The sequence below is a fragment of the Pseudomonas sp. SWRI92 genome, from assembly GCF_014268685.1.
Taxonomy (GTDB): Bacteria; Pseudomonadota; Gammaproteobacteria; order Pseudomonadales; family Pseudomonadaceae; genus Aquipseudomonas; species Aquipseudomonas marvdashtae.
Genome location: NZ_JABWQY010000002.1, coordinates 473,063 through 490,901, shown reverse-complemented (window position 1 = coordinate 490,901; position 17,839 = coordinate 473,063). Strand labels below are relative to the sequence as shown.

General features: G+C 60.6%; 17 protein-coding genes and 1 pseudogene. 3 read left to right on the top strand and 15 right to left on the bottom strand.

Features of this window, described 5'->3' with window-relative positions:
* The first annotated feature begins 36 nt into the window (after positions 1–36).
* Entirely contained in the window at positions 37–378 is a 342-nt protein-coding gene (locus tag HU762_RS05580; RefSeq protein ID WP_186633955.1) for a carboxymuconolactone decarboxylase family protein, read from the top strand.
* A gap of 66 nt (positions 379–444) precedes the next feature.
* On the opposite strand, the gene HU762_RS05575 is transcribed toward HU762_RS05580, so the two are convergent.
* From HU762_RS05575 to HU762_RS05540, 8 genes are all read right to left on the bottom strand, one after another.
* Positions 445–1,332 carry an ABC transporter permease subunit gene (locus HU762_RS05575; RefSeq protein ID WP_186633952.1) on the bottom strand — a complete coding sequence of 296 codons (888 nt, stop codon included), beginning with the start codon at positions 1,330–1,332 and terminating at the stop codon, positions 445–447.
* Positions 1,329–2,249, bottom strand: a complete 921-nt coding sequence (locus HU762_RS05570) for an ABC transporter permease subunit (protein WP_186633949.1) — start codon at positions 2,247–2,249, stop codon at positions 1,329–1,331. Before HU762_RS05570 ends, HU762_RS05575 begins: the two co-directional genes overlap by 4 nt.
* Entirely contained in the window at positions 2,246–3,388 is a 1,143-nt protein-coding gene (potA, locus tag HU762_RS05565; RefSeq protein WP_186633947.1) for a polyamine ABC transporter ATP-binding protein, read from the bottom strand. Before potA ends, HU762_RS05570 begins: the two co-directional genes overlap by 4 nt.
* 70 nt (positions 3,389–3,458) lie before the next feature.
* Positions 3,459–4,556 (bottom strand): polyamine ABC transporter substrate-binding protein, encoded by a 1,098-nt coding sequence (locus tag HU762_RS05560; protein ID WP_186633944.1) that lies wholly within the window; start codon positions 4,554–4,556, stop codon positions 3,459–3,461.
* Positions 4,557–4,740: 184 nt separating this feature from the next.
* Complete coding sequence (locus tag HU762_RS05555; protein WP_186633941.1) at positions 4,741–5,853, bottom strand: polyamine ABC transporter substrate-binding protein; 1,113 nt, start codon at positions 5,851–5,853, stop codon at positions 4,741–4,743.
* Positions 5,854–6,018: 165 nt separating this feature from the next.
* Positions 6,019–7,383 carry an aspartate aminotransferase family protein gene (locus HU762_RS05550; RefSeq protein ID WP_186633939.1) on the bottom strand — a complete coding sequence of 455 codons (1,365 nt, stop codon included), beginning with the start codon at positions 7,381–7,383 and terminating at the stop codon, positions 6,019–6,021.
* Between the two features lie 57 nt (positions 7,384–7,440).
* On the bottom strand, positions 7,441–8,799 hold the full coding sequence (locus tag HU762_RS05545) for a glutamine synthetase family protein (protein WP_186612110.1): 1,359 nt from the start codon (positions 8,797–8,799) through the stop codon (positions 7,441–7,443).
* Between the two features lie 40 nt (positions 8,800–8,839).
* A complete protein-coding gene (locus HU762_RS05540; RefSeq protein ID WP_186633936.1) occupies positions 8,840–9,616 on the bottom strand; it encodes a gamma-glutamyl-gamma-aminobutyrate hydrolase family protein in 777 nt (258 codons plus the stop codon).
* A 278-nt stretch (positions 9,617–9,894) separates the two neighbouring features.
* On the opposite strand from HU762_RS05540, the gene HU762_RS05535 reads away from it, so the two are divergent.
* Together HU762_RS05535 and HU762_RS05530 are read left to right on the top strand one after the other, a co-directional pair.
* Positions 9,895–11,271 carry a glutamine synthetase family protein gene (locus HU762_RS05535; RefSeq protein ID WP_186633933.1) on the top strand — a complete coding sequence of 459 codons (1,377 nt, stop codon included), beginning with the start codon at positions 9,895–9,897 and terminating at the stop codon, positions 11,269–11,271.
* A gap of 140 nt (positions 11,272–11,411) precedes the next feature.
* The gene (locus tag HU762_RS05530; protein ID WP_186633930.1) at positions 11,412–12,044 is read left to right on the top strand and encodes a TetR/AcrR family transcriptional regulator; all 633 of its coding nucleotides are present in this window, start codon (positions 11,412–11,414) and stop codon (positions 12,042–12,044) included.
* A gap of 119 nt (positions 12,045–12,163) precedes the next feature.
* Here the strand turns inward: HU762_RS05530 and HU762_RS05525 are convergent, their stop codons facing one another.
* The 7 genes and pseudogenes from HU762_RS05525 to HU762_RS05495 form a co-directional block, all read right to left on the bottom strand.
* Positions 12,164–12,379 carry a TOBE domain-containing protein gene (locus HU762_RS05525; protein WP_003177394.1) on the bottom strand — a complete coding sequence of 72 codons (216 nt, stop codon included), beginning with the start codon at positions 12,377–12,379 and terminating at the stop codon, positions 12,164–12,166.
* A 25-nt stretch (positions 12,380–12,404) separates the two neighbouring features.
* Positions 12,405–13,211, bottom strand: a complete 807-nt coding sequence (gene ssuB / locus HU762_RS05520; protein ID WP_186633927.1) for an aliphatic sulfonates ABC transporter ATP-binding protein — start codon at positions 13,209–13,211, stop codon at positions 12,405–12,407.
* Positions 13,208–13,990, bottom strand: coding sequence for an aliphatic sulfonate ABC transporter permease SsuC (gene ssuC, locus HU762_RS05515; RefSeq protein WP_186633924.1), 783 nt, complete (start codon positions 13,988–13,990; stop codon positions 13,208–13,210). The genes ssuB and ssuC overlap by 4 nt, the downstream gene beginning before the upstream one ends.
* A 7-nt stretch (positions 13,991–13,997) precedes the next feature.
* Positions 13,998–15,146, bottom strand: a complete 1,149-nt coding sequence (gene ssuD / locus HU762_RS05510; RefSeq protein ID WP_186633922.1) for an FMNH2-dependent alkanesulfonate monooxygenase — start codon at positions 15,144–15,146, stop codon at positions 13,998–14,000.
* A gap of 24 nt (positions 15,147–15,170) precedes the next feature.
* Positions 15,171–16,136 carry a sulfonate ABC transporter substrate-binding protein gene (locus HU762_RS05505; protein ID WP_186633919.1) on the bottom strand — a complete coding sequence of 322 codons (966 nt, stop codon included), beginning with the start codon at positions 16,134–16,136 and terminating at the stop codon, positions 15,171–15,173.
* Positions 16,137–16,227: 91 nt separating this feature from the next.
* On the bottom strand, positions 16,228–16,821 hold the full coding sequence (gene ssuE / locus HU762_RS05500) for an NADPH-dependent FMN reductase (protein ID WP_186633916.1): 594 nt from the start codon (positions 16,819–16,821) through the stop codon (positions 16,228–16,230).
* A 337-nt stretch (positions 16,822–17,158) separates the two neighbouring features.
* Positions 17,159–17,796: pseudogene (locus tag HU762_RS05495) on the bottom strand (peroxiredoxin).
* Positions 17,797–17,839: the final 43 nt, after the last annotated feature.

The window sequence follows — 17,839 nt, the reverse complement described above, 5'->3', positions numbered from 1 at the left end:
GGCCCAAGCCCTTTCATCGCAATGGAGTCCACCGCAATGTTCAATAACTGGTCCGAGCTGCTCCCCACCATCAAAAGCGCGTTTGGCGCCTTGGGCAAAAGCAATCCGAAAATGGTCAAGGCCTACATGGCCCTGGATGAAGCCGCCGCCGATAACAACGTGCTCGATGCCAAGACCCGCGAGCTGATCTCCATCGCCGTCGCGATTACCACCCGCTGCGACGGCTGCATTGGCGTGCACACCGACGCCGCCATCAAGGCCGGCGCTACCCGCGAAGAAATTGCCGCGACCCTGGCCACCGCGGTTTCGCTGAACGCCGGGGCGGCCTATATCTATTCCTTGCGGGCGCTGGAGGCTCATGATGCGCTGAAGAAGTGAAGGTGGGAATGATCGAACAGACCACTGCGGGAGCAAGTCCGCTCCCACAGTAAGTCCTACGCCGGGTCAGACCGGCGCGGTATCGGCCCGGCGCGCCTGCGGTTGTTTCCAGGAATCGGCAGCGCTTTCCTCGATGGCTTGCTGGATCGCCCGCTTGCGGTTCTCTTCGGCGCGACGGCTGAAGTACCAGACCAGGAAGGTCACCAGGGAAACCGCCAGCAGGATCAGGCTCGCCACGGCGTTGATTTCCGGTTTCACACCCAGGCGCACCGCCGAGAACACTTCCATCGGCAAGGTCGTCGACCCAGGACCGGAAACGAAGCTCGCCAGCACCAGGTCGTCCAGGGACAACGCGAACGACATCATGCCGCCCGCTGCCAGTGACGGCGCGATCATCGGGATGGTGATCAGGAAGAACACCTTCCACGGCCGCGCCCCGAGGTCCATCGCCGCCTCTTCGATGGACAGGTCCAGCTCACGCAAGCGCGCCGAGACCACCACCGCCACATAAGCCGCGCAGAACGTCGTGTGGGCGATCCAGATCGTGACGATGCCACGTTCCTGCGGCCAGCCGATCATCTGCGCCATGGCCACGAACAGCAGCAACAGCGACAGACCGGTGATCACTTCCGGCATCACCAGCGGCGCGGTGACCAGGCCACCGAACAGCGTGCGCCCCTTGAAGTGGGTGATGCGGGTCAGCACGAAGGCCGCCAGCGTCCCCAGGGCCACCGCGGCAATCGCCGTGTAGCAGGCGATTTCCAGCGAGCGCATCACCGAGCCCATCAACTGGCTGTTGTCCAGCAGGCCGACGTACCATTTGATCGACCAGCCGCCCCACACCGTCACCAGCTTCGAGGCGTTGAACGAGTAGATCACCAGGATCAGCATCGGTGCGTAGATGAACAGCAAACCCAGCACCAGCATCAGGCTTGAAAAACGGAAGCGCTTCATTCCTTGCCCTCCATTTCTTTGGCCTGGCTACGGTTGAACAGGATGATGGGCACGATCAGGATCGCCAGCATCACCACCGCCAGGGCGGACGCCACCGGCCAGTCTCGGTTATTGAAGAATTCCTGCCACAGCACTTTGCCGATCATCAGGGTTTCCGGGCCACCCAGCAGTTCCGGGATCACGAACTCGCCCACCACGGGGATGAACACCAGCATGCAGCCCGCGATAATGCCGTTCTTGGACAGCGGCACGGTGATTTTCCAGAAGCTGTTGAAGGTACTCGAACCCAGGTCCGACGCGGCTTCCAACAGGCTGGCGTCATGCTTCACCAGGTTGGCGTACAACGGCAGGATCATGAACGGCAAATAGGAATAGACGACGCCTATGTACACCGCCAGGTTGGTGTTGAGGATCTGCAAGGGTTCGCTGATCCAGCCCATGCTCATCAGGAAGCCATTGAGCAAACCGTTGTTGCTGAGGATGCCCATCCACGCGTAGACGCGGATCAGGATCGCGGTCCAGGTCGGCATCATGATCAGCAACACCAGCACCGTCTGCATCTCTTTACGGGCGTTGGCGATGGCGTAGGCCATCGGGTAGCCGATCAACAGGCAAAGCACCGTGCTGATCAGGGCCATTTTCAGCGAGCCGAGGTAGGCGGCGATGTACAGCTCGTCCTCGCTGAGCATCACATAGTTGCCGAGGTTGAGCAGCACCTGCAGCTTCTGGTCGATGTAGCTGTAGATCTCGGTGTACGGCGGGATGGCGACATCGGCTTCGGCGAAACTGATCTTCAATACGATGAAGAACGGCAACATGAAGAACAGGAACAGCCAGATGAAGGGCACCCCGATGACCAATTGACGGCCACCGGGCGTTATTCGGGCGAGTCGGCGTTTGAGTTTGCGCATGTTCATGAGCGAAGCACCACGCCGCTGTCGTCTTCCCACCAGACGAACACCTGGTCGCCCCAGGTCGGACGCTGGCCACGTCGCTCGGCGTTGGCGACGAACGACTGCACCAGTTTGCCGCTCGGCAATTCGACGTAGAACACTGAGTGACCGCCCAGGTAGGCGATGTCGTGGACCTTGCCGCTGGACCAGTTGTGCTCACAGGTCGGCTGCTCTGGGGTGACCAGGAGTTTTTCCGGGCGGATGGCGTAGGTCACGGACTTGTCCTGCACCGAGGTGCTGATGCCGTGGCCCACGTAGATGTTGCGGTCCAGGTCCTTGCAGGTCAGCACCGCATGGCCCTCGGCGTCTTCCACCACTTCGGTCTCGAAGATGTTGACGTTGCCGATGAACTCGCAGACCAGCCGGCTGGTCGGGGTCTCGTAGATGTCGATCGGGCTGCCGATCTGGGCGATCCAACCCAGGTGCATGATCGCGATGCGCTCGGCCATGGTCATGGCCTCTTCCTGGTCGTGGGTCACCATGACGCAGGTCACGCCCACGCGCTCGATGATCTCCACCAGCTCAAGCTGCATTTGCGAGCGCAGCTTCTTGTCCAGGGCGCCCATCGGCTCGTCGAGCAGTAGAAGTTTCGGTCGTTTGGCCAAGGAACGGGCCAGGGCCACGCGCTGGCGCTGGCCACCGGAGAGCTGGTGCGGCTTGCGCTTGGCATACTGGCTCATCTGCACCAGCTTGAGCATTTCGGCCACGCGGGCGTCGATCTCGGATTTCGAGATCTTGTCCTGTTGCAGACCGAAGGCGATGTTCTGCGCCACGGTCATGTGGGGAAACAAGGCGTAGGACTGGAACATCATGTTGATCGGCCGCTCATAGGGCGGCAGGTCGGTGATGTCCACGCCATCGAGGAAAATTCGCCCCTCCGTGGGCCGCTCGAAACCTGCCAGCATGCGCAGCAAAGTGGATTTGCCCGATCCCGAACCGCCGAGCAAGGCGAAAATTTCACCTTTCTTGATTTCCAGGGACACGTCGTCCACGGCAATCGTCTCGTCGAACTTCTTCGTGACCCGGTCGATCTTGACCAACACCTGCTTGGGTGTCTGGTCGCCCTCGAGGGCTTTCTTATAGGCGCCGGAGGCAACTGCCATTTACGAAACTCCCACAGAATTTGCAGCCCGCCCCATGCGGACGAGCTTGGAATAGTTAGAGCGCTAAACGCTATTTACCCGACTTGACCTTGGTCCAGCTGCGGGTCATGAGTCGTTGGATCTTGGGCGGCAACTCGGAGTTGACGTAGAGCTTGTCGACGACCGCTTGCGGTGGATAGACCGCCTCGTCGGTGCGTACTTCCTGGTTCATCAGTTCACCCGCCTTGGGATTCGGGTTGGCGTAACCGACGTAGTCGCTGACCTGGGCGATGACCTCAGGCTTGAGCAGGTAGTTGATGAACGCGTGGGCCTCCTTGACGTTGGTGGCGTCGCGCGGGATCGCCAGCATGTCGAACCAGAGGTTGCCGCCTTCCTTGGGAATCACGTAGGCGATATCGACGCCCTTGCCGGCCTCGCTGGCACGTTCGCGGGCCTGGAAAATGTCGCCGGAGAAACCGGCAGCCACGCAGATCTCGCCGTTGGCCAGGTCGGAGATGTACTTGGAAGAATTGAAATAGGTCACGTAAGGCCGGATCTTGAGCAACTGGGCCTCGGCCTTCTTGTAGTCATCAGGGTTCTGGCTGTTGGGGTCCAGGCCCAGGTAGTTGAGCATCGCCGGGATCATCTCATCGCCCGAGTCGAGGAACGACACACCGCAACTGGACAGCTTCTTGATGTTTTCCGGCTCGAACAGCATGGCCCACGAATCGATTTTATCGACGCCCAGGACGGCCTTGATCTTCTCGACGTTGTAGCCGATGCCGTTGGTACCCCACAGGTAAGGCACGGCGTACTGGTTGCCCGGGTCGTTCTTGTCCAGGCGCTTGAGCAGCGCAGGGTCGAGGTTGGCATAGTTGGACAACTGTGCCTTGTCGAGTTTCTGGAACGCCCCGGCCTTGATCTGCTTGCCGAGGAAGTGGTTGGACGGCACCACCACGTCGTAACCGGTACGACCGGCCAGCAACTTGCCTTCCAGGGTTTCGTTGGAATCGAACACGTCGTAGACCGGCTTGATCCCGGTAGTTTTCTCGAAATCCGCCAGGGTGGATTCGCCGATGTAGTCCGACCAGTTATAAATATGCACGGTGGAAGCCGCCTGGACACTGACAGCGAGGGTCAGGCCGGCACCGACCAGCAAGGCGTTGCGTAACAAAGAAAAGACAGGCACGTGGAGGTCCTCTTAAATAGTTGGGCCCAAGTTGCCCCCGTTACCGGACCACGATGTGCCCTGCAACAAAACCGGCGCGCAACTTACCCTCGATAAACCGATCCAGCAAAACTTTTAGTTATTTAATTGCTCCCGTTGCCGCCGTCGCGATGACCGCGACAACGGGAGACTGCTTCAAGCCGGCTTATTTACCGGATTTGATCTTGGTCCAGCTGCGGGTCAGCAGCCGTTGGGTCGCCGACGGCAGGTCAGCGATGGCGTACAGCTTGGCCTTCACTTCGTCCGACGGATAAATGCTCGGGTCACCCGAAATTTCCTTGTCCACCAAAGGCGTGGCGGCCTTGTTGCCGTTAGGGAAACGTACGTTGTCGGTGATCTCAGCCATGATTTCCGGCTGCATGATGAAGTTCATCCACTTATAAGCGGCCTCGACATTTTCGGCATCCTTGGGAATGGCGACCATGTCGTAGAACGAACCGGCACCTTCCTTCGGAATGGTGTAGGCCACTTTCACCTTGCCACCCGCTTCGGCAGCACGGCTCTTGGATTGTTCGATATCACCCGAGTAGCCCACGGCGACGCAGATGTTGCCGTTGGCCAGGTCCGAAATGTATTTGGAGGAGTGGAAGTAACCGATCGACGGACGCAGCTTGAGGAACAGCGCTTCGGCCTCGGCCAGTTGCTTCTTGTCCTGGCTGTCGGTCGGGTAGCCGAGGTAGTGCAACGCCACCGGAATCATTTCGGTCGGCGAATCGAGGAAGCTCACACCGCAGCCCTTGAGCTTGGCGATGTTCTCGGGCTTGAGCAGGGTGTCCCAGGAATCGATCTTGTCGACACCCAGTGCAGCCTTGACCTTCTCCGGGTTGTAGCCGATGCCGATGGTGCCCCACATGTAGGGGAAGGCATGCTTGTTGCCCTGGTCGCTGGCATCGCCAACGGCCTTGAGCAGGTCAGTGTCGAGGTTCTTCCAGTTAGGCAGCTTGGACTTGTCCAGCTCCTGATAGACGCCGGCCTTGATCTGCTTGGCCAGGAAATTGTTCGACGGCACCACTACGTCATAGCCGGACTTGCCCGCCAGCAGCTTGGCCTCGAGAGTCTCGTTGCTGTCGAAGACGTCGTAGACGACCTTGATCCCCGTCTCCTTCTCGAACTTGGCGACCGTGTCCGGCGCAATGTAGTCGGACCAGTTGTAGACGTGCAGCACTTTGTCGTCCGCCTGGACGGCGCCCGCCATCATGCCCATCAGGGACATGGCGAGGAGGGTCTTGCCAGCTATCTTCATACCTAATGCCTTCATGGATGATGCTCCAGTTATTCTTTTTAGCCACGTTCAGTAGCCGGCTCGCGGGCAACTTGAACAGTCGGTAGTCTGGCAAGTTACAGGGCAGGCTTTCAACCAAAGCCCAGCCTTTTGTTTCCACCGGGCGAGGCCCATGCCGGCACCTCGCTCAGAGCCTAGCACTTAGCCCTGCAAAGCACTGAGGGTCAGGTCCAGGCATTGCCGCGCCTTGGCCACCAGCTCATCGATCTCGGCCTTGCTGATCACCAGCGGCGGCGCAATGATCATGGTGTCGCCCACCGCGCGCATGATCAGCCCGTTATCGAAGCAGAACTGCCGGCAGATCATGCCCACGCCCTTGCCTTCGTAGCGTTTGCGCGTGGCCTTGTCCTGGACCAGTTCGATCGCCCCCAGCAAACCGACGCCGCGCACTTCACCTACCAACGGATGATCGTTCAGTTCCCGCAAGCGTTGCTGCAAATAGGGTGCCGTTTCGCTGTGGACACGCTCGATGATCTTCTCGTCGCGCAGGATGCGGATGTTTTCCAAGGCCACCGCCGCGGCCACCGGGTGACCCGAGTAGGTGAACCCATGGTTGAAGTCGCCGCCTTCGTTGAGCACCGCGACCACGTCGTCGCGAACGATCAGGCCGCCCATGGGGATGTAGCCCGAGGTCAGGCCCTTGGCGATGGTCATCATGTGCGGTTTCAACCCGTAATGGTCGGTACCGAACCACTCACCGGTGCGCCCGAAACCGCAGATCACTTCGTCGGCCACGAACAGGATGTCGTACTTGGCGAGGATTTCCTTCATGCGCGGCCAGTAACTGTCCGGCGGCACGATCACGCCGCCGGCGCCCTGGATCGGCTCGGCAATAAAAGCGCCGACGTTGTCCACGCCGATCTCGAGGATCTTTTCTTCCAGTTGGTTGGCGGCCCAGATTCCGAACGCTTCGGGGCTCATGTCGCCGCCTTCGCCGAACCAGTATGGCTGGGCGATGTGGACGATGCCCGGGATCGGCAGGTCGCCTTGCTCGTGCATGTAGGTCATGCCGCCCAGGCTCGCGCCGGCCACGGTTGAGCCGTGATAGCCATTCTTGCGGCTGATAATGACTTTCTTGTTCGGCTGGCCCTTGATCGCCCAGTAGTGGCGGACCATGCGCAACATGGTGTCGTTGCCTTCGGAGCCGGAGCCGGTGAAGAACACGTGGTTCATGCCTTCCGGGGCGATGTCGGCGATGGCCTTCGACAGTTCCAGTACCGGCGGGTGGGCGGTCTGGAAAAACAGGTTGTAATAGGGCAGTTCGCGCATCTGTTGGCTGGCGGCGTCCGCCAGTTCATCGCGACCGTAGCCGACGGCCACGCACCAGAGGCCGGCCATGCCGTCGAGGATCTTGTTGCCTTCGCTGTCCCAGAGGTACACGCCCTTAGCGTGGGTGATGATGCGCGGGCCTTTCTCTTTGAGCTGCTTGAAGTCGCTGAACGGTGCCAGGTGATGATCGCTGCTCAGGGCCTGCCATTCACGGGTTTGCGGATTGTTGCGAGTCATGCGAATTCTCCTTTTATTCCATTGGGGGCGGGGCCCATGGCAGCCCCGCCCGGCGCATCAGACGGCAAAGAGCAGGAATTCCCGCTCCCACGAACTGATGACGCGCTTGAAGTTTTCATGCTCGGCCCGCTTGACCGCGACGTAGCCCGTGATGAATTTCTTGCCCAGGTACTTCTCGATGGTGGTGCTGTTTTCCATGCGCTCCAAGGCATCTTCAATGGTCAGCGGCAGGCGCAGGTTGCGGCGCTCGTAGCCGCGGCCCACCACCGGCGCGCTCGGGTTGATGCCTTCGACCATGCCGATGTAGCCGCACAGCAGGCTGGCGGCAATCGCCAGGTACGGGTTGGCGTCGGCGCCCGGCAAGCGGTTTTCCACCCGGCGGTTCTGCGGCCCGGCATCCGGCACGCGCAGGCCCACGGTGCGGTTCTCTTCACCCCATTCCACGTTCACCGGCGCCGAGGTGTCGGGGAGGAAGCGGCGGAACGAATTGACGTTCGGCGCGAACAGCGGCAACAACTCGGGGATGAACTTCTGCAAGCCACCGATGTGGTTCAGGAACAGTTCGCTCATGGTTCCGTCTTCATTGGAAAAGACGTTCTTGCCAGTGTCCTTGTCGATGATGCTCTGGTGCAGGTGCATGGCGCTGCCCGGCTCGCCAGTCATGGGCTTGGCCATGAAGGTGGCGGCCACGTCGTGCTTGAGCGCCGCTTCGCGCATGGTGCGCTTGAACACCAGGATCTGGTCGGCCAGGGACAGCGCGTCACCGTGACGGAAGTTGATTTCCATCTGCGCGGTGCCGTCCTCGTGGATCAAGGTATCGAGGTCCAGTTCCTGCAATTCGCACCAGTCGTACACGTCTTCGAACAGCGGGTCGAATTCGTTGGCGGCTTCGATGGAGAACGACTGGCGACCCGTTTCCGGCCGGCCGGAGCGGCCGATGGGTGGCTGCAGAGGGAAATCGGGGTCGTCGCTGCGCTTGGTCAGGTAGAACTCCATTTCCGGCGCGACAATCGGCTGCCAGCCCTTGTCCGCATAGAGCTTGAGCACCTTCTTGAGCACGTTGCGCGGCGACAGCTCGATGGGGTTGCCTTGCTTGTCGTAGGAGTCATGGATGACCTGGGCGGTGGGCTCGATGGCCCAGGGCACAAGGAACACGGCGTTCTCATCCGGGCGACAGATCATGTCGATGTCGGCCGGGTCGAGCAGTTCGTAATAGATGTCGTCTTCGACATAGTCGCCCGTCACGGTCTGGAGCAGAACGCTCTCGGGCAGGCGCATGCCTTTTTCGGCAATGAACTTGTTGGTCGGCGAGATCTTGCCCCGGGTAATGCCGGTGAGGTCGCCAATCATGCATTCGACTTCTGTGATCTTGTGGTCTTTCAACCAATCGGTGAGCTGGTCGAGGTTGTTACTCATAAATGCCTCTAGGCGTGAGTTTCCTGGCTGCTATTAGTAGTCAGGCGTTGTTTGACGCATCGGCGTCGCGTTGTGTTGCCCTTGCTCGGCAGGCATCGCCAAATGCCTGGAAAATCGCAAGGTAGTACGGATTAGCGCCTACCGCCCATTCAGGATGCCATTGCACACCCAAAGCAAAAGCCTTGCCTTGTGCAACCGAGAGCGCCTCGATCAGGCCATCCGGCGCCAGTGCTTCGGCCCGCAGCCCCGGTGCCAAACGCTCGATGCCCTGGCTGTGGATCGAGTTGACATCGATCATCGGCGGCAAGCCCAGGCCCGCGAGAACGCCGCCGGGCTGGATATGCACAGCATGGGCAGGACCATACTGGACCTCAACTGGCTGGGTGTCGTCTTCACGATGATCGATAAAGGTTCCGACTTCATGAACTTTCTGATGCAGGCTGCCGCCAAAGGCAACGTTCATTTCCTGGAAACCGCGGCAGATGCCGAGCACCGGGACGCCCGCATCGACAGCGGCACGGATCAACGGCAGGGTGATGGCGTCCCGTGCAGGATCATGAGCAGTGCCTGGCGCGCTGGCCGGGCCCTGATAGTGAAAAGGTTCTACATTGGAAGGGGAGCCGGTAAAGAGAATACCGTCCAGGGCGTCCAGAATATCGGACGGTGAAAACAGGTCTGCCATCGAGGGGATCAGCACGGGCAGGCCCTTGGCGGCCGTTGCCACGGCCCGGGCATATTTGTCGCCGGTGGTGTGATACGCATGCAAACCAATCTGCTTGGAACAGGTGGTGACGCCGATTAACGGCAGGCGAGACATGAAGCACCCCGGTATTATTGCTGTTATGGGTTTGAATCGAGCTTAGCCTTGTTCATTTTTTTACACAACACCCCCGTAAAAAATACAACACGGCCCGCTCAAGCCTGCGGGCGGCAAGCCGCTTGAAGGGCAAAAAACGCCCCAAATTGCCCCAAAAAACCCCTACAGGTGCTTTTTTAGGGCAAAAACGGCCCCGCTTGACTTCGGCATGCCGTTCGGGTTGACTGGCTTTCAAAGCAATCAATGATTGATATTTTTAACAACAAAGGTGTTGCATCATGTCGGTACCCCCGCGTGCCGTTCAGCTTAACGAAGCGAACGCGTTCCTTAAGGAACATCCTGAGGTTCTGTACGTTGACCTTCTGATTGCGGATATGAATGGTGTGGTGCGCGGCAAGCGCATCGAACGCACCAGCCTCCACAAGGTTTACGAGAAAGGCATCAACCTGCCGGCCTCTTTATTTGCCCTGGATATCAATGGCTCTACGGTGGAAAGCACCGGCCTGGGCCTGGACATCGGCGATGCCGACCGGATCTGTTATCCAATCCCTGACACCCTGTGCAACGAGCCTTGGCAGAAGCGCCCGACTGCGCAACTGTTGATGACCATGCACGAACTCGAAGGCGAACCTTTCTTCGCCGACCCGCGTGAAGTGCTACGCCAGGTCGTGGCCAAGTTCGATGAGATGGGCCTGACCATCTGCGCGGCGTTCGAGCTGGAGTTCTACCTGATCGACCAGGAGAACGTGAATGGCCGCCCGCAACCGCCTCGCTCGCCGATCTCCGGCAAGCGCCCGCATTCGACCCAGGTCTACCTGATCGACGACCTCGACGAATACGTCGATTGCCTCCAGGACATCCTCGAAGGTGCCAAGGAGCAAGGCATTCCCGCCGACGCCATCGTCAAGGAAAGTGCCCCGGCGCAGTTCGAAGTGAACCTGCACCACGTCGCCGACCCGATCAAGGCCTGCGACTACGCGGTCCTGCTCAAGCGCCTGATCAAGAACATCGCCTACGACCATGAAATGGACACCACCTTCATGGCCAAGCCGTATCCGGGCCAGGCGGGCAACGGTCTGCACGTCCACATCTCGATCCTGGACAAAGAAGGCAACAATATCTTTGCCAGCGAGGATCCCGAGCAGAACGCCGCGCTGCGTCACGCGATCGGCGGTGTGCTCGAGACCCTGCCCGCGCAGATGGCTTTCCTCTGCCCGAACGTCAACTCCTACCGTCGTTTCGGTGCACAGTTCTATGTGCCGAACTCGCCGACCTGGGGCCTGGACAACCGCACCGTGGCCCTGCGCGTACCCACCGGTTCTTCCGATGCCGTGCGCCTGGAACACCGTGTCGCCGGCGCCGACGCCAACCCTTATCTGCTGATGGCGGCGGTATTGGCGGGCGTGCACCATGGCCTGGTCAACAAGATCGAGCCCGGCGCGCCGGTGGAAGGCAACAGCTACGAGCAGAACGAGCAAAGCCTGCCGAACAACCTGCGCGATGCCCTGCGCGAGCTGGACGACAGCGAAGTCATGGCCAAGTACATCGATCCGAAATACATCGATATCTTCGTGGCCTGCAAGGAAAGCGAGCTGGAGGAATTCGAACACTCCATCTCCGACCTTGAATACAACTGGTACCTGCATACCGTGTAAGTGGTTGCAGTAAAAAGAAACGCCGCAGGCCTTCGGGACTGCGGCGTTTTTTTTGGCTGCACAGAAAATCCTTTCAGCACAAGATATGGACCAGCCTCCCGCTCTGCGTACAATGCCCGGCAGCCCCGCAGGAGACCTCCATGACGCGCATCGCCACCCCTCGCAAACCTCGCGCCCGCAGCCAGGCCCGGATCGACTCGATTCTCGACGCCGCCCGTACGCTGCTCGCCGCCGAAGGCGTGGCCAGCCTGTCGATCTACAGCGTCGCCGAGCGCGCCGGGATCCCGCCCTCCTCCGTGTATCACTTTTTCGCCAGCGTCCCGGCCCTGCTCGAAGCCCTCACCGCCGATGTACACGCAGCCTTCCGCGCCTGCCTGCAAGCGCCGATCGACCACGCCGCGCTGAACCACTGGCACGACTTGTCGCGGCTGGTGGAGCAGCGGATGCTGATGATCTACAGCGACGACGCCGCCGCGCGGCAGTTGATCCTGGCCCAGCATGGCCTGACCGAAGTCACCCAGGCCGACCGTCAGCACGACCTCGAGCTGAGCGACTTGATGCATAAGCTTTTCGACCGCCACTTCGCATTGCCGGCCCTGCCCGACGACGTCGATGTGTTCGCCCTGGCGATGGAACTGGGCGACCGCGTCTACGCCCGCTCGGTGCAGCAACACGGGCAGATCACCCCGCGCATGGCCGAGGAAGGCATGCGCGTGTTCGATGCGTACCTGGGGCTGTATCTGCCACCGTATTTGCCCAAGCGCTCTGAATGATCGTTAGCACGCGCCCAAGAACCGAACGCGGAGCGTCCGTAGAGGCGTTACCACGCAGAGCGTGGGAACGATCAGCCCCGAAGGGCTCACGCCGTCCGGGGCTGTGGGAGAAGCATCGCTTACAACTTGGCGATAGACACCTCGGTGGATTTGACGAAGGCAATCACTTCGCTGCCAATCGCCAGTTCCAGCTCCTTGACCGAGCGGGTGGTGATGACCGAGGTAACGATGCCCGAAGCGGTCTGCACGTCGATTTCCGACAACACATCGCCTTCGACGATTTCCTTGATGGTGCCTTTGAACTGGTTGCGTACGTTGATGGCTTTGATAGTCATGGTGTCGATTCCTGTCTGGATGAAGTTATTGCGCCCAACGCAACTGCGTGGGCAAGGGTGAAACGGGTTCGGGCTCCGGCGGTTGGCCGGGCAAGGACAACACGCGATTGAGCACTTCGGTTTCCAGGCTCGCCAGCCGATGGGAGCCGCGAGCACGTGGCCGTGGCAGGTCAATGGCCAAGTCGAGGCTGATCTGGCCGTCTTCGATCAGGATCACCCGGTCGGCAATTGCCACCGCTTCACTGACGTCATGAGTCACCAGCAGTACGGTGAAACCGTGTTGCTGCCACAGGCGTTCGATCAATTGCTGCATCTCGATCCGAGTCAGCGCATCGAGCGCGCCCAAGGGCTCATCGAGCAGCAACAGGCGCGGTTGATGGATAAGCGCGCGGGCCAAGGCCACCCGCTGCTTCTGCCCGCCGGACAACGCCGCCGGCCACTCATGGGCGCGATCAGCCAACCCTACGGCCTCCAGCGCCTGCAAGGCTTGCGGCCGCCAGTTGCCTTTGAGCCCAAGGCCAACGTTATCGATGATCTTTTTCCACGGCAGCAGACGCGCTTCCTGGAACATCAGCCGCGTGTCCTGCCGTGCAGCATCCAGCGACGCCGAACCGGCCAACAGCTGGCCGCCCGTTGGTTGATCGAGGCCTGCCAGCAATCGCAGTAACGTACTCTTGCCGCAGCCGCTGCGACCGACCACCGCGACGAACTGCCCAGCCGGAACGTGCAAATCAATGTCACGCAGCACTTGGCGCGAGCCAAACGTCTTCTGCAGATTGCGCACCGCCAGCGGAATACCCCGCAGCAGGCGCGGCGGTTGTTGGGCGGTCATGCGACACCTCCCTTGTTCACTTGGTACGCCGGGTGCCAGCGCAGCCAGACCCGTTCGAGGCCACGGGCAGCAAGGTCGGCCAATTTGCCGAGTACGGCGTACAGGAGAATCGCCAGCACCACCACGTCGGTCTGCAGGAATTCCCGGGCATTCATCGCCAGATAGCCGATGCCGGAACTGGCCGAGATGGTTTCCGCCACGATCAACGTCAGCCACATGAAACCCAGGGCAAACCGCACGCCCACCAGGATCGAAGGCAAGGCGCCCGGCAGGATCACTTGGCGAAACAGACTGAAGCCGGACAAGCCGTAGCTGCGCGACATCTCCACCAGCGCCGGATCGACGTTACGGATGCCGTGGTAAGTGTTGAGGTAGATGGGGAACAGCGTGCCCAGCGCGACCAGGAAAATCTTCGCTGACTCATCGATGCCGAACCACAGGATCACCAGTGGAATCAGCGCCAGGTGCGGGACATTCCGGACCATCTGCACGGAGCTGTCCAACAGTCGTTCGCCCCATTTCGACAGGCCGGTGATAAAGCCCAGCGCCAAGCCGAGGCCGCCGCCAATCAAAAAGCCGACTGTGGCTCGCCAGCCGCTGATTGCCAGGTGCGTCCAGATTTCGCCGCTGCGCACCAGGCTCGCTCCGGCCTCGATCACCGCTGACGGCGCCGGCAGGATTCGCGTGGATAACCAGCCCGCCGATACCGACAATTGCCACACCGCCAGCAACAGGAGCGGCACCACCCAGGGCGCGAGGTTGTGGATGATTTTCTTCATGGCCGCCTCAGCTCTGGGACGCGGCTTTGGGCAGGATGTCGTTGGCGACCATTTCACCGAACGGGCTCACGTAGCCTTGGCTCTTTGGCAGCTCGGGACGCTCGACGTCCAGGTGCGGGAACAGCAGCTCCGCCACCCGATAGGATTCTTCCAGATGTGGATAACCGGAGAAGATGAAGGTGTCGATGCCCAGGTCCGCGTACTCCTTGACCCGCGCGGCCACGGTCGGGCCATCGCCCACCAGCGCCGTGCCGGCACCGCCGCGAACCAGGCCGACGCCGGCCCACAGGTTGGGGCTGACTTCCAATTTGTCGCGCCGGCCACCGTGCAGCGCGGCCATGCGTTGCTGGCCCACCGAGTCGAAACGCGCCAGGGACGCTTGGGCGCGGGCGATGGTTTCGTCGTCCAGGTGAGAGATCAACCGATCCGCCGCTTGCCAGGCTTCGGCGTTGGTTTCACGCACGATCACATGCAGGCGGATGCCGAAGCGCACGGTGCGCCCCAGCTTCGCCGCCTTCGCTCGCACCTGGGCAATTTTTTCCGCGACGGCGGCCGGTGGCTCGCCCCAGGTAAGGGCCATTTCCACCTGCTCGGCGGCCAGGTCCTGGGCAGCTTCGGACGAGCCGCCAAAATACAGCGGCGGACGCGGTTGCTGGATCGGCGGATAGAGCAATTTTGCGCCCTTCACACTGATGTGCTCACCGTCGTAGTCCACGGTCTCGCCTTCCAGCACTCTCCGCCAGATGCGGGTGAATTCCACCGATGCCTGATAGCGCTGTTCGTGATCAAGGAAAAGCCCATCGCCGGCCAGTTCGTCCGGGTCGCCACCGGTGACCAGGTTGAACAGCGCCCGCCCGCCGGACAACCGGTCGAGGGTCGCGGCCTGCCGCGCCGCTACCGTCGGGGAAATGATCCCGGGGCGCAGGGCAACGAGGAACTTCAGGCGCTGGGTCACCGGGATCAACGAAGCGGCCACCAGCCAGGAGTCTTCGCAGGAACGACCAGTGGGGATCAATACTCCGCCGAAACCCAGCCGATCCGCCGCTTGGGCGATTTGTTGCAGATAACCGTGATCAACAGCGCGAGCGCCTTCAGCGGTGCCAAGGTAATGGCCATCGCCGTGGGTGGGCAGGAACCAGAAAATATTGAGGCTCATGGAGTGGTCTCCTAAGGGATCGAATTACTGCGCGTTCGCAACGGCTGCTGGCGGCGTCCAGATCACGTCCTTGATGTTCAAGGGCTTGGGAATCAATTTGAGCTGGTAGAAGCTGTCGGCGATTTTCTGTTGCGCCGCCACCACCTCCGGGGTGAGAAACAGCGCCCCGTAGCCTTGGCGCTTGACGGAAGTGAGCGTGATGTCGGCAGGCAGGCCGAGCAGCGGCGAGACCTGCTGGGTCACCTCTTCAGGATTGGCCTGGGACCACTCCCCCACCGCGCGCACTTCTTCCACCAGCGTCGTGATCACCTGGGGATTTTTCTGCGCATAGAGTTTGGTGGCCAGGTAGAACTGGTGGTTGTCGACGATGCCCTTGCCGTCGCGCAGGGTGCGCGCTTGCAACTGTTGTTCGGCGGCAGCCTGGTACGGATCCCAGATGACCCAGGCGTCCACGCTGCCGCGCTCGAACGCGGCACGGGCGTCGGCCGGCGGCAGGAAAACGGTCTGGATATCGGTGTACTTGAGGCCGGCATCTTCGAGTGCACGAACCAGCAGGTAATGCACGTTGGAGCCTTTGTTCAGCGCGACTTTCTTGCCTTTGAGGTCCTGCACCGACTGGATGGGCGAACCCTTTGGCACCAGGATCGCCTCGCTGTTTGGCGCCGGGGGCTCGTAAGCGACATAGAGCAGGTCGGCGCCCGCGGCCTGGGCGAACACCGGCGGGGTTTCGCCGGTCACGCCAAAATCGATGGAGCCGACGTTCAAGCCTTCAAGCAGCTGCGGACCGCCGGGAAACTCGGTCCATTGCACATCTACGCCAAGGGCTGTGAGGCGTTTTTCCAATGAACCCTTGGCCTTGAGCAGCACCAGCGTGCCGTATTTCTGGTAACCGATCCGCAAGGTCTCGGCTTGAGCCTGGGTGATGACGCCGAGGGACACAGCCGCAGCAAACAGAGCGACCAGCCCGCGACGCAAAATGACAGTGCGCATGGCGCCTCTCCTTTTTGCTGTGGGGTTTTGGCTGCACCTGCTTGGCCGTTGACGGCTGAGTAAGGTGAGTTGAATCAGGGGTGTTTCGGGTTCAAATGCTCCAGCGAGCACTCCGCAAACGTTCGTTCAATACATGCGGGTCCAACGGCCTGGGCCGACGGGCCATGGCGCTGAAAAACTGTTCCAGTGCCTCATCCAAGCGCTGTTGCAGGGCCGGCGCCAATTGCGCCTGGGCACTGCCTTCGCCGTAAGCGATCTGACTGTCTTCGGCAAAAATCCCGTGAAGCATTTCCTGGGCCTTGAGCGCTGACAACACCGGCTTGAGGGCGTAATCCACCGCCAGCATGTGGGCGATGCTACCGCCCGTGGCCATGGGCAATACCACCTTATGGGCCAGGGCCCGTTCTGGCAGAAGGTCCAGCACCGTCTTCAATGCGCCGGAAAAAGATGCCTTGTAAACCGGCGTTGCGATCAACAGCCCATCGGCGTTTTCAATCTGGGCAAGCAGGTCCACCACCTTGGGGCTGTCGAAGCGGGCATGGAGCAGATCTTCGGCCGGAAAATCCCGCACCTGGTAGCTCACCACCTCCACACCCTGCTGCTGCAACCAACGTTGCGAGCGCTCCAACAGCACACCTGAACGGGAGCGCTGGCTGGGACTGCCACCGAGCGAGACAACCAACATGCCAATCCTTCCTTAAATCTCACTTGCGATTCGCGGTGGGCGATCTCGCTGTATGGAGCAAACCATAACAGTGGATTTATATATCTTTAAATCATATTTATTCATTTGGTTATGCGATTTGGAGCTATGCGGTTTACTTCCTTGATGCAATAAAAAAGGCCGTAGAAACGGCCAAAACCCTTGGTGCACAGTAAAGATCAAACTGCTGTGATCGTCCCCACTCTCTGCGTGGGAATGCAGCCAGGGACGCTCTGCGTCCCAAAGCCGAACGCGGAGCGTCCGTTGAGGCGTTCCCACGCAGAGCGTTGGAACGATCATCATCGGGGAATCCGAAGCTCTACTTGTTGGGCTGCGGTGTGAGACGCAGGTAAGGCTTCACGGCGCGATAGCCCTTGGGAAAGCGCCGCTTGAGTTCTTCTTCATCCTTGAGCGACGGCACGATTACCACTTCGTCGCCGTCCTGCCAGTTGGCCGGCGTGGCAACTTTGTAGTTGTCAGTCAGTTGCAAGGAGTCGATCACGCGCAGGATTTCATTGAAGTTGCGGCCGGTGCTGGCCGGGTAGGTGATGGTCAGCCGAATTTTCTTGTTCGGGTCGATCACGAACAGCGAACGCACGGTCAACGTGTCACTGGCGTTGGGGTGGATCAGGTCGTACAGGTCCGACACCTTGCGGTCGGCATCGGCCAGGATCGGAAAATTGACCACGGCATTCTGAGTTTCGTTGATGTCGTCGATCCACTTGTGGTGCGAGTCCACCGGGTCTACCGAGAGAGCGATGGCCTTGACCCCACGCTTGGCGAATTCGTCCTTGAGCTTGGCGGTCAGGCCCAGTTCGGTGGTGCACACCGGCGTGAAGTCCGCCGGATGGGAAAACAGCACGCCCCAGCTGTCGCCAAGCCATTCGTGGAAGCGAATCGTGCCGGCGCTGGAATCCTGTTCGAATCGGGGGCGATGTCGCCAAGTCTGAGGCTCATGGTTCGGCTCCTGGTTGGTTTTGTGAGCCCAACTGTGCACCGG

What these genes read in the sequence shown, in the direction of transcription:
- ssuE (WP_186633916.1), bottom strand. Translation starts at nt 16,821, where the DNA reads ATGTTGGTTGTCTCGCTCGGTGGCAGTCCCAGCCAGCGCTCCCGTTCA.
- HU762_RS05545 (WP_186612110.1), bottom strand. Translation starts at nt 8,799, where the DNA reads ATGAGTAACAACCTCGACCAGCTCACCGATTGGTTGAAAGACCACAAG.
- HU762_RS05535 (WP_186633933.1), top strand. Translation starts at nt 9,895, where the DNA reads ATGTCGGTACCCCCGCGTGCCGTTCAGCTTAACGAAGCGAACGCGTTC.
- HU762_RS05530 (WP_186633930.1), top strand. Translation starts at nt 11,412, where the DNA reads ATGACGCGCATCGCCACCCCTCGCAAACCTCGCGCCCGCAGCCAGGCC.
- ssuB (WP_186633927.1), bottom strand. Translation starts at nt 13,211, where the DNA reads ATGACCGCCCAACAACCGCCGCGCCTGCTGCGGGGTATTCCGCTGGCG.
- potA (WP_186633947.1), bottom strand. Translation starts at nt 3,388, where the DNA reads ATGGCAGTTGCCTCCGGCGCCTATAAGAAAGCCCTCGAGGGCGACCAG.
- HU762_RS05555 (WP_186633941.1), bottom strand. Translation starts at nt 5,853, where the DNA reads ATGAAGGCATTAGGTATGAAGATAGCTGGCAAGACCCTCCTCGCCATG.
- HU762_RS05525 (WP_003177394.1), bottom strand. Translation starts at nt 12,379, where the DNA reads ATGACTATCAAAGCCATCAACGTACGCAACCAGTTCAAAGGCACCATC.
- HU762_RS05580 (WP_186633955.1), top strand. Translation starts at nt 37, where the DNA reads ATGTTCAATAACTGGTCCGAGCTGCTCCCCACCATCAAAAGCGCGTTT.
- HU762_RS05575 (WP_186633952.1), bottom strand. Translation starts at nt 1,332, where the DNA reads ATGAAGCGCTTCCGTTTTTCAAGCCTGATGCTGGTGCTGGGTTTGCTG.
- HU762_RS05570 (WP_186633949.1), bottom strand. Translation starts at nt 2,249, where the DNA reads ATGAACATGCGCAAACTCAAACGCCGACTCGCCCGAATAACGCCCGGT.
- HU762_RS05550 (WP_186633939.1), bottom strand. Translation starts at nt 7,383, where the DNA reads ATGACTCGCAACAATCCGCAAACCCGTGAATGGCAGGCCCTGAGCAGC.
- HU762_RS05505 (WP_186633919.1), bottom strand. Translation starts at nt 16,136, where the DNA reads ATGCGCACTGTCATTTTGCGTCGCGGGCTGGTCGCTCTGTTTGCTGCG.
- ssuC (WP_186633924.1), bottom strand. Translation starts at nt 13,990, where the DNA reads ATGAAGAAAATCATCCACAACCTCGCGCCCTGGGTGGTGCCGCTCCTG.
- ssuD (WP_186633922.1), bottom strand. Translation starts at nt 15,146, where the DNA reads ATGAGCCTCAATATTTTCTGGTTCCTGCCCACCCACGGCGATGGCCAT.
- HU762_RS05540 (WP_186633936.1), bottom strand. Translation starts at nt 9,616, where the DNA reads ATGTCTCGCCTGCCGTTAATCGGCGTCACCACCTGTTCCAAGCAGATT.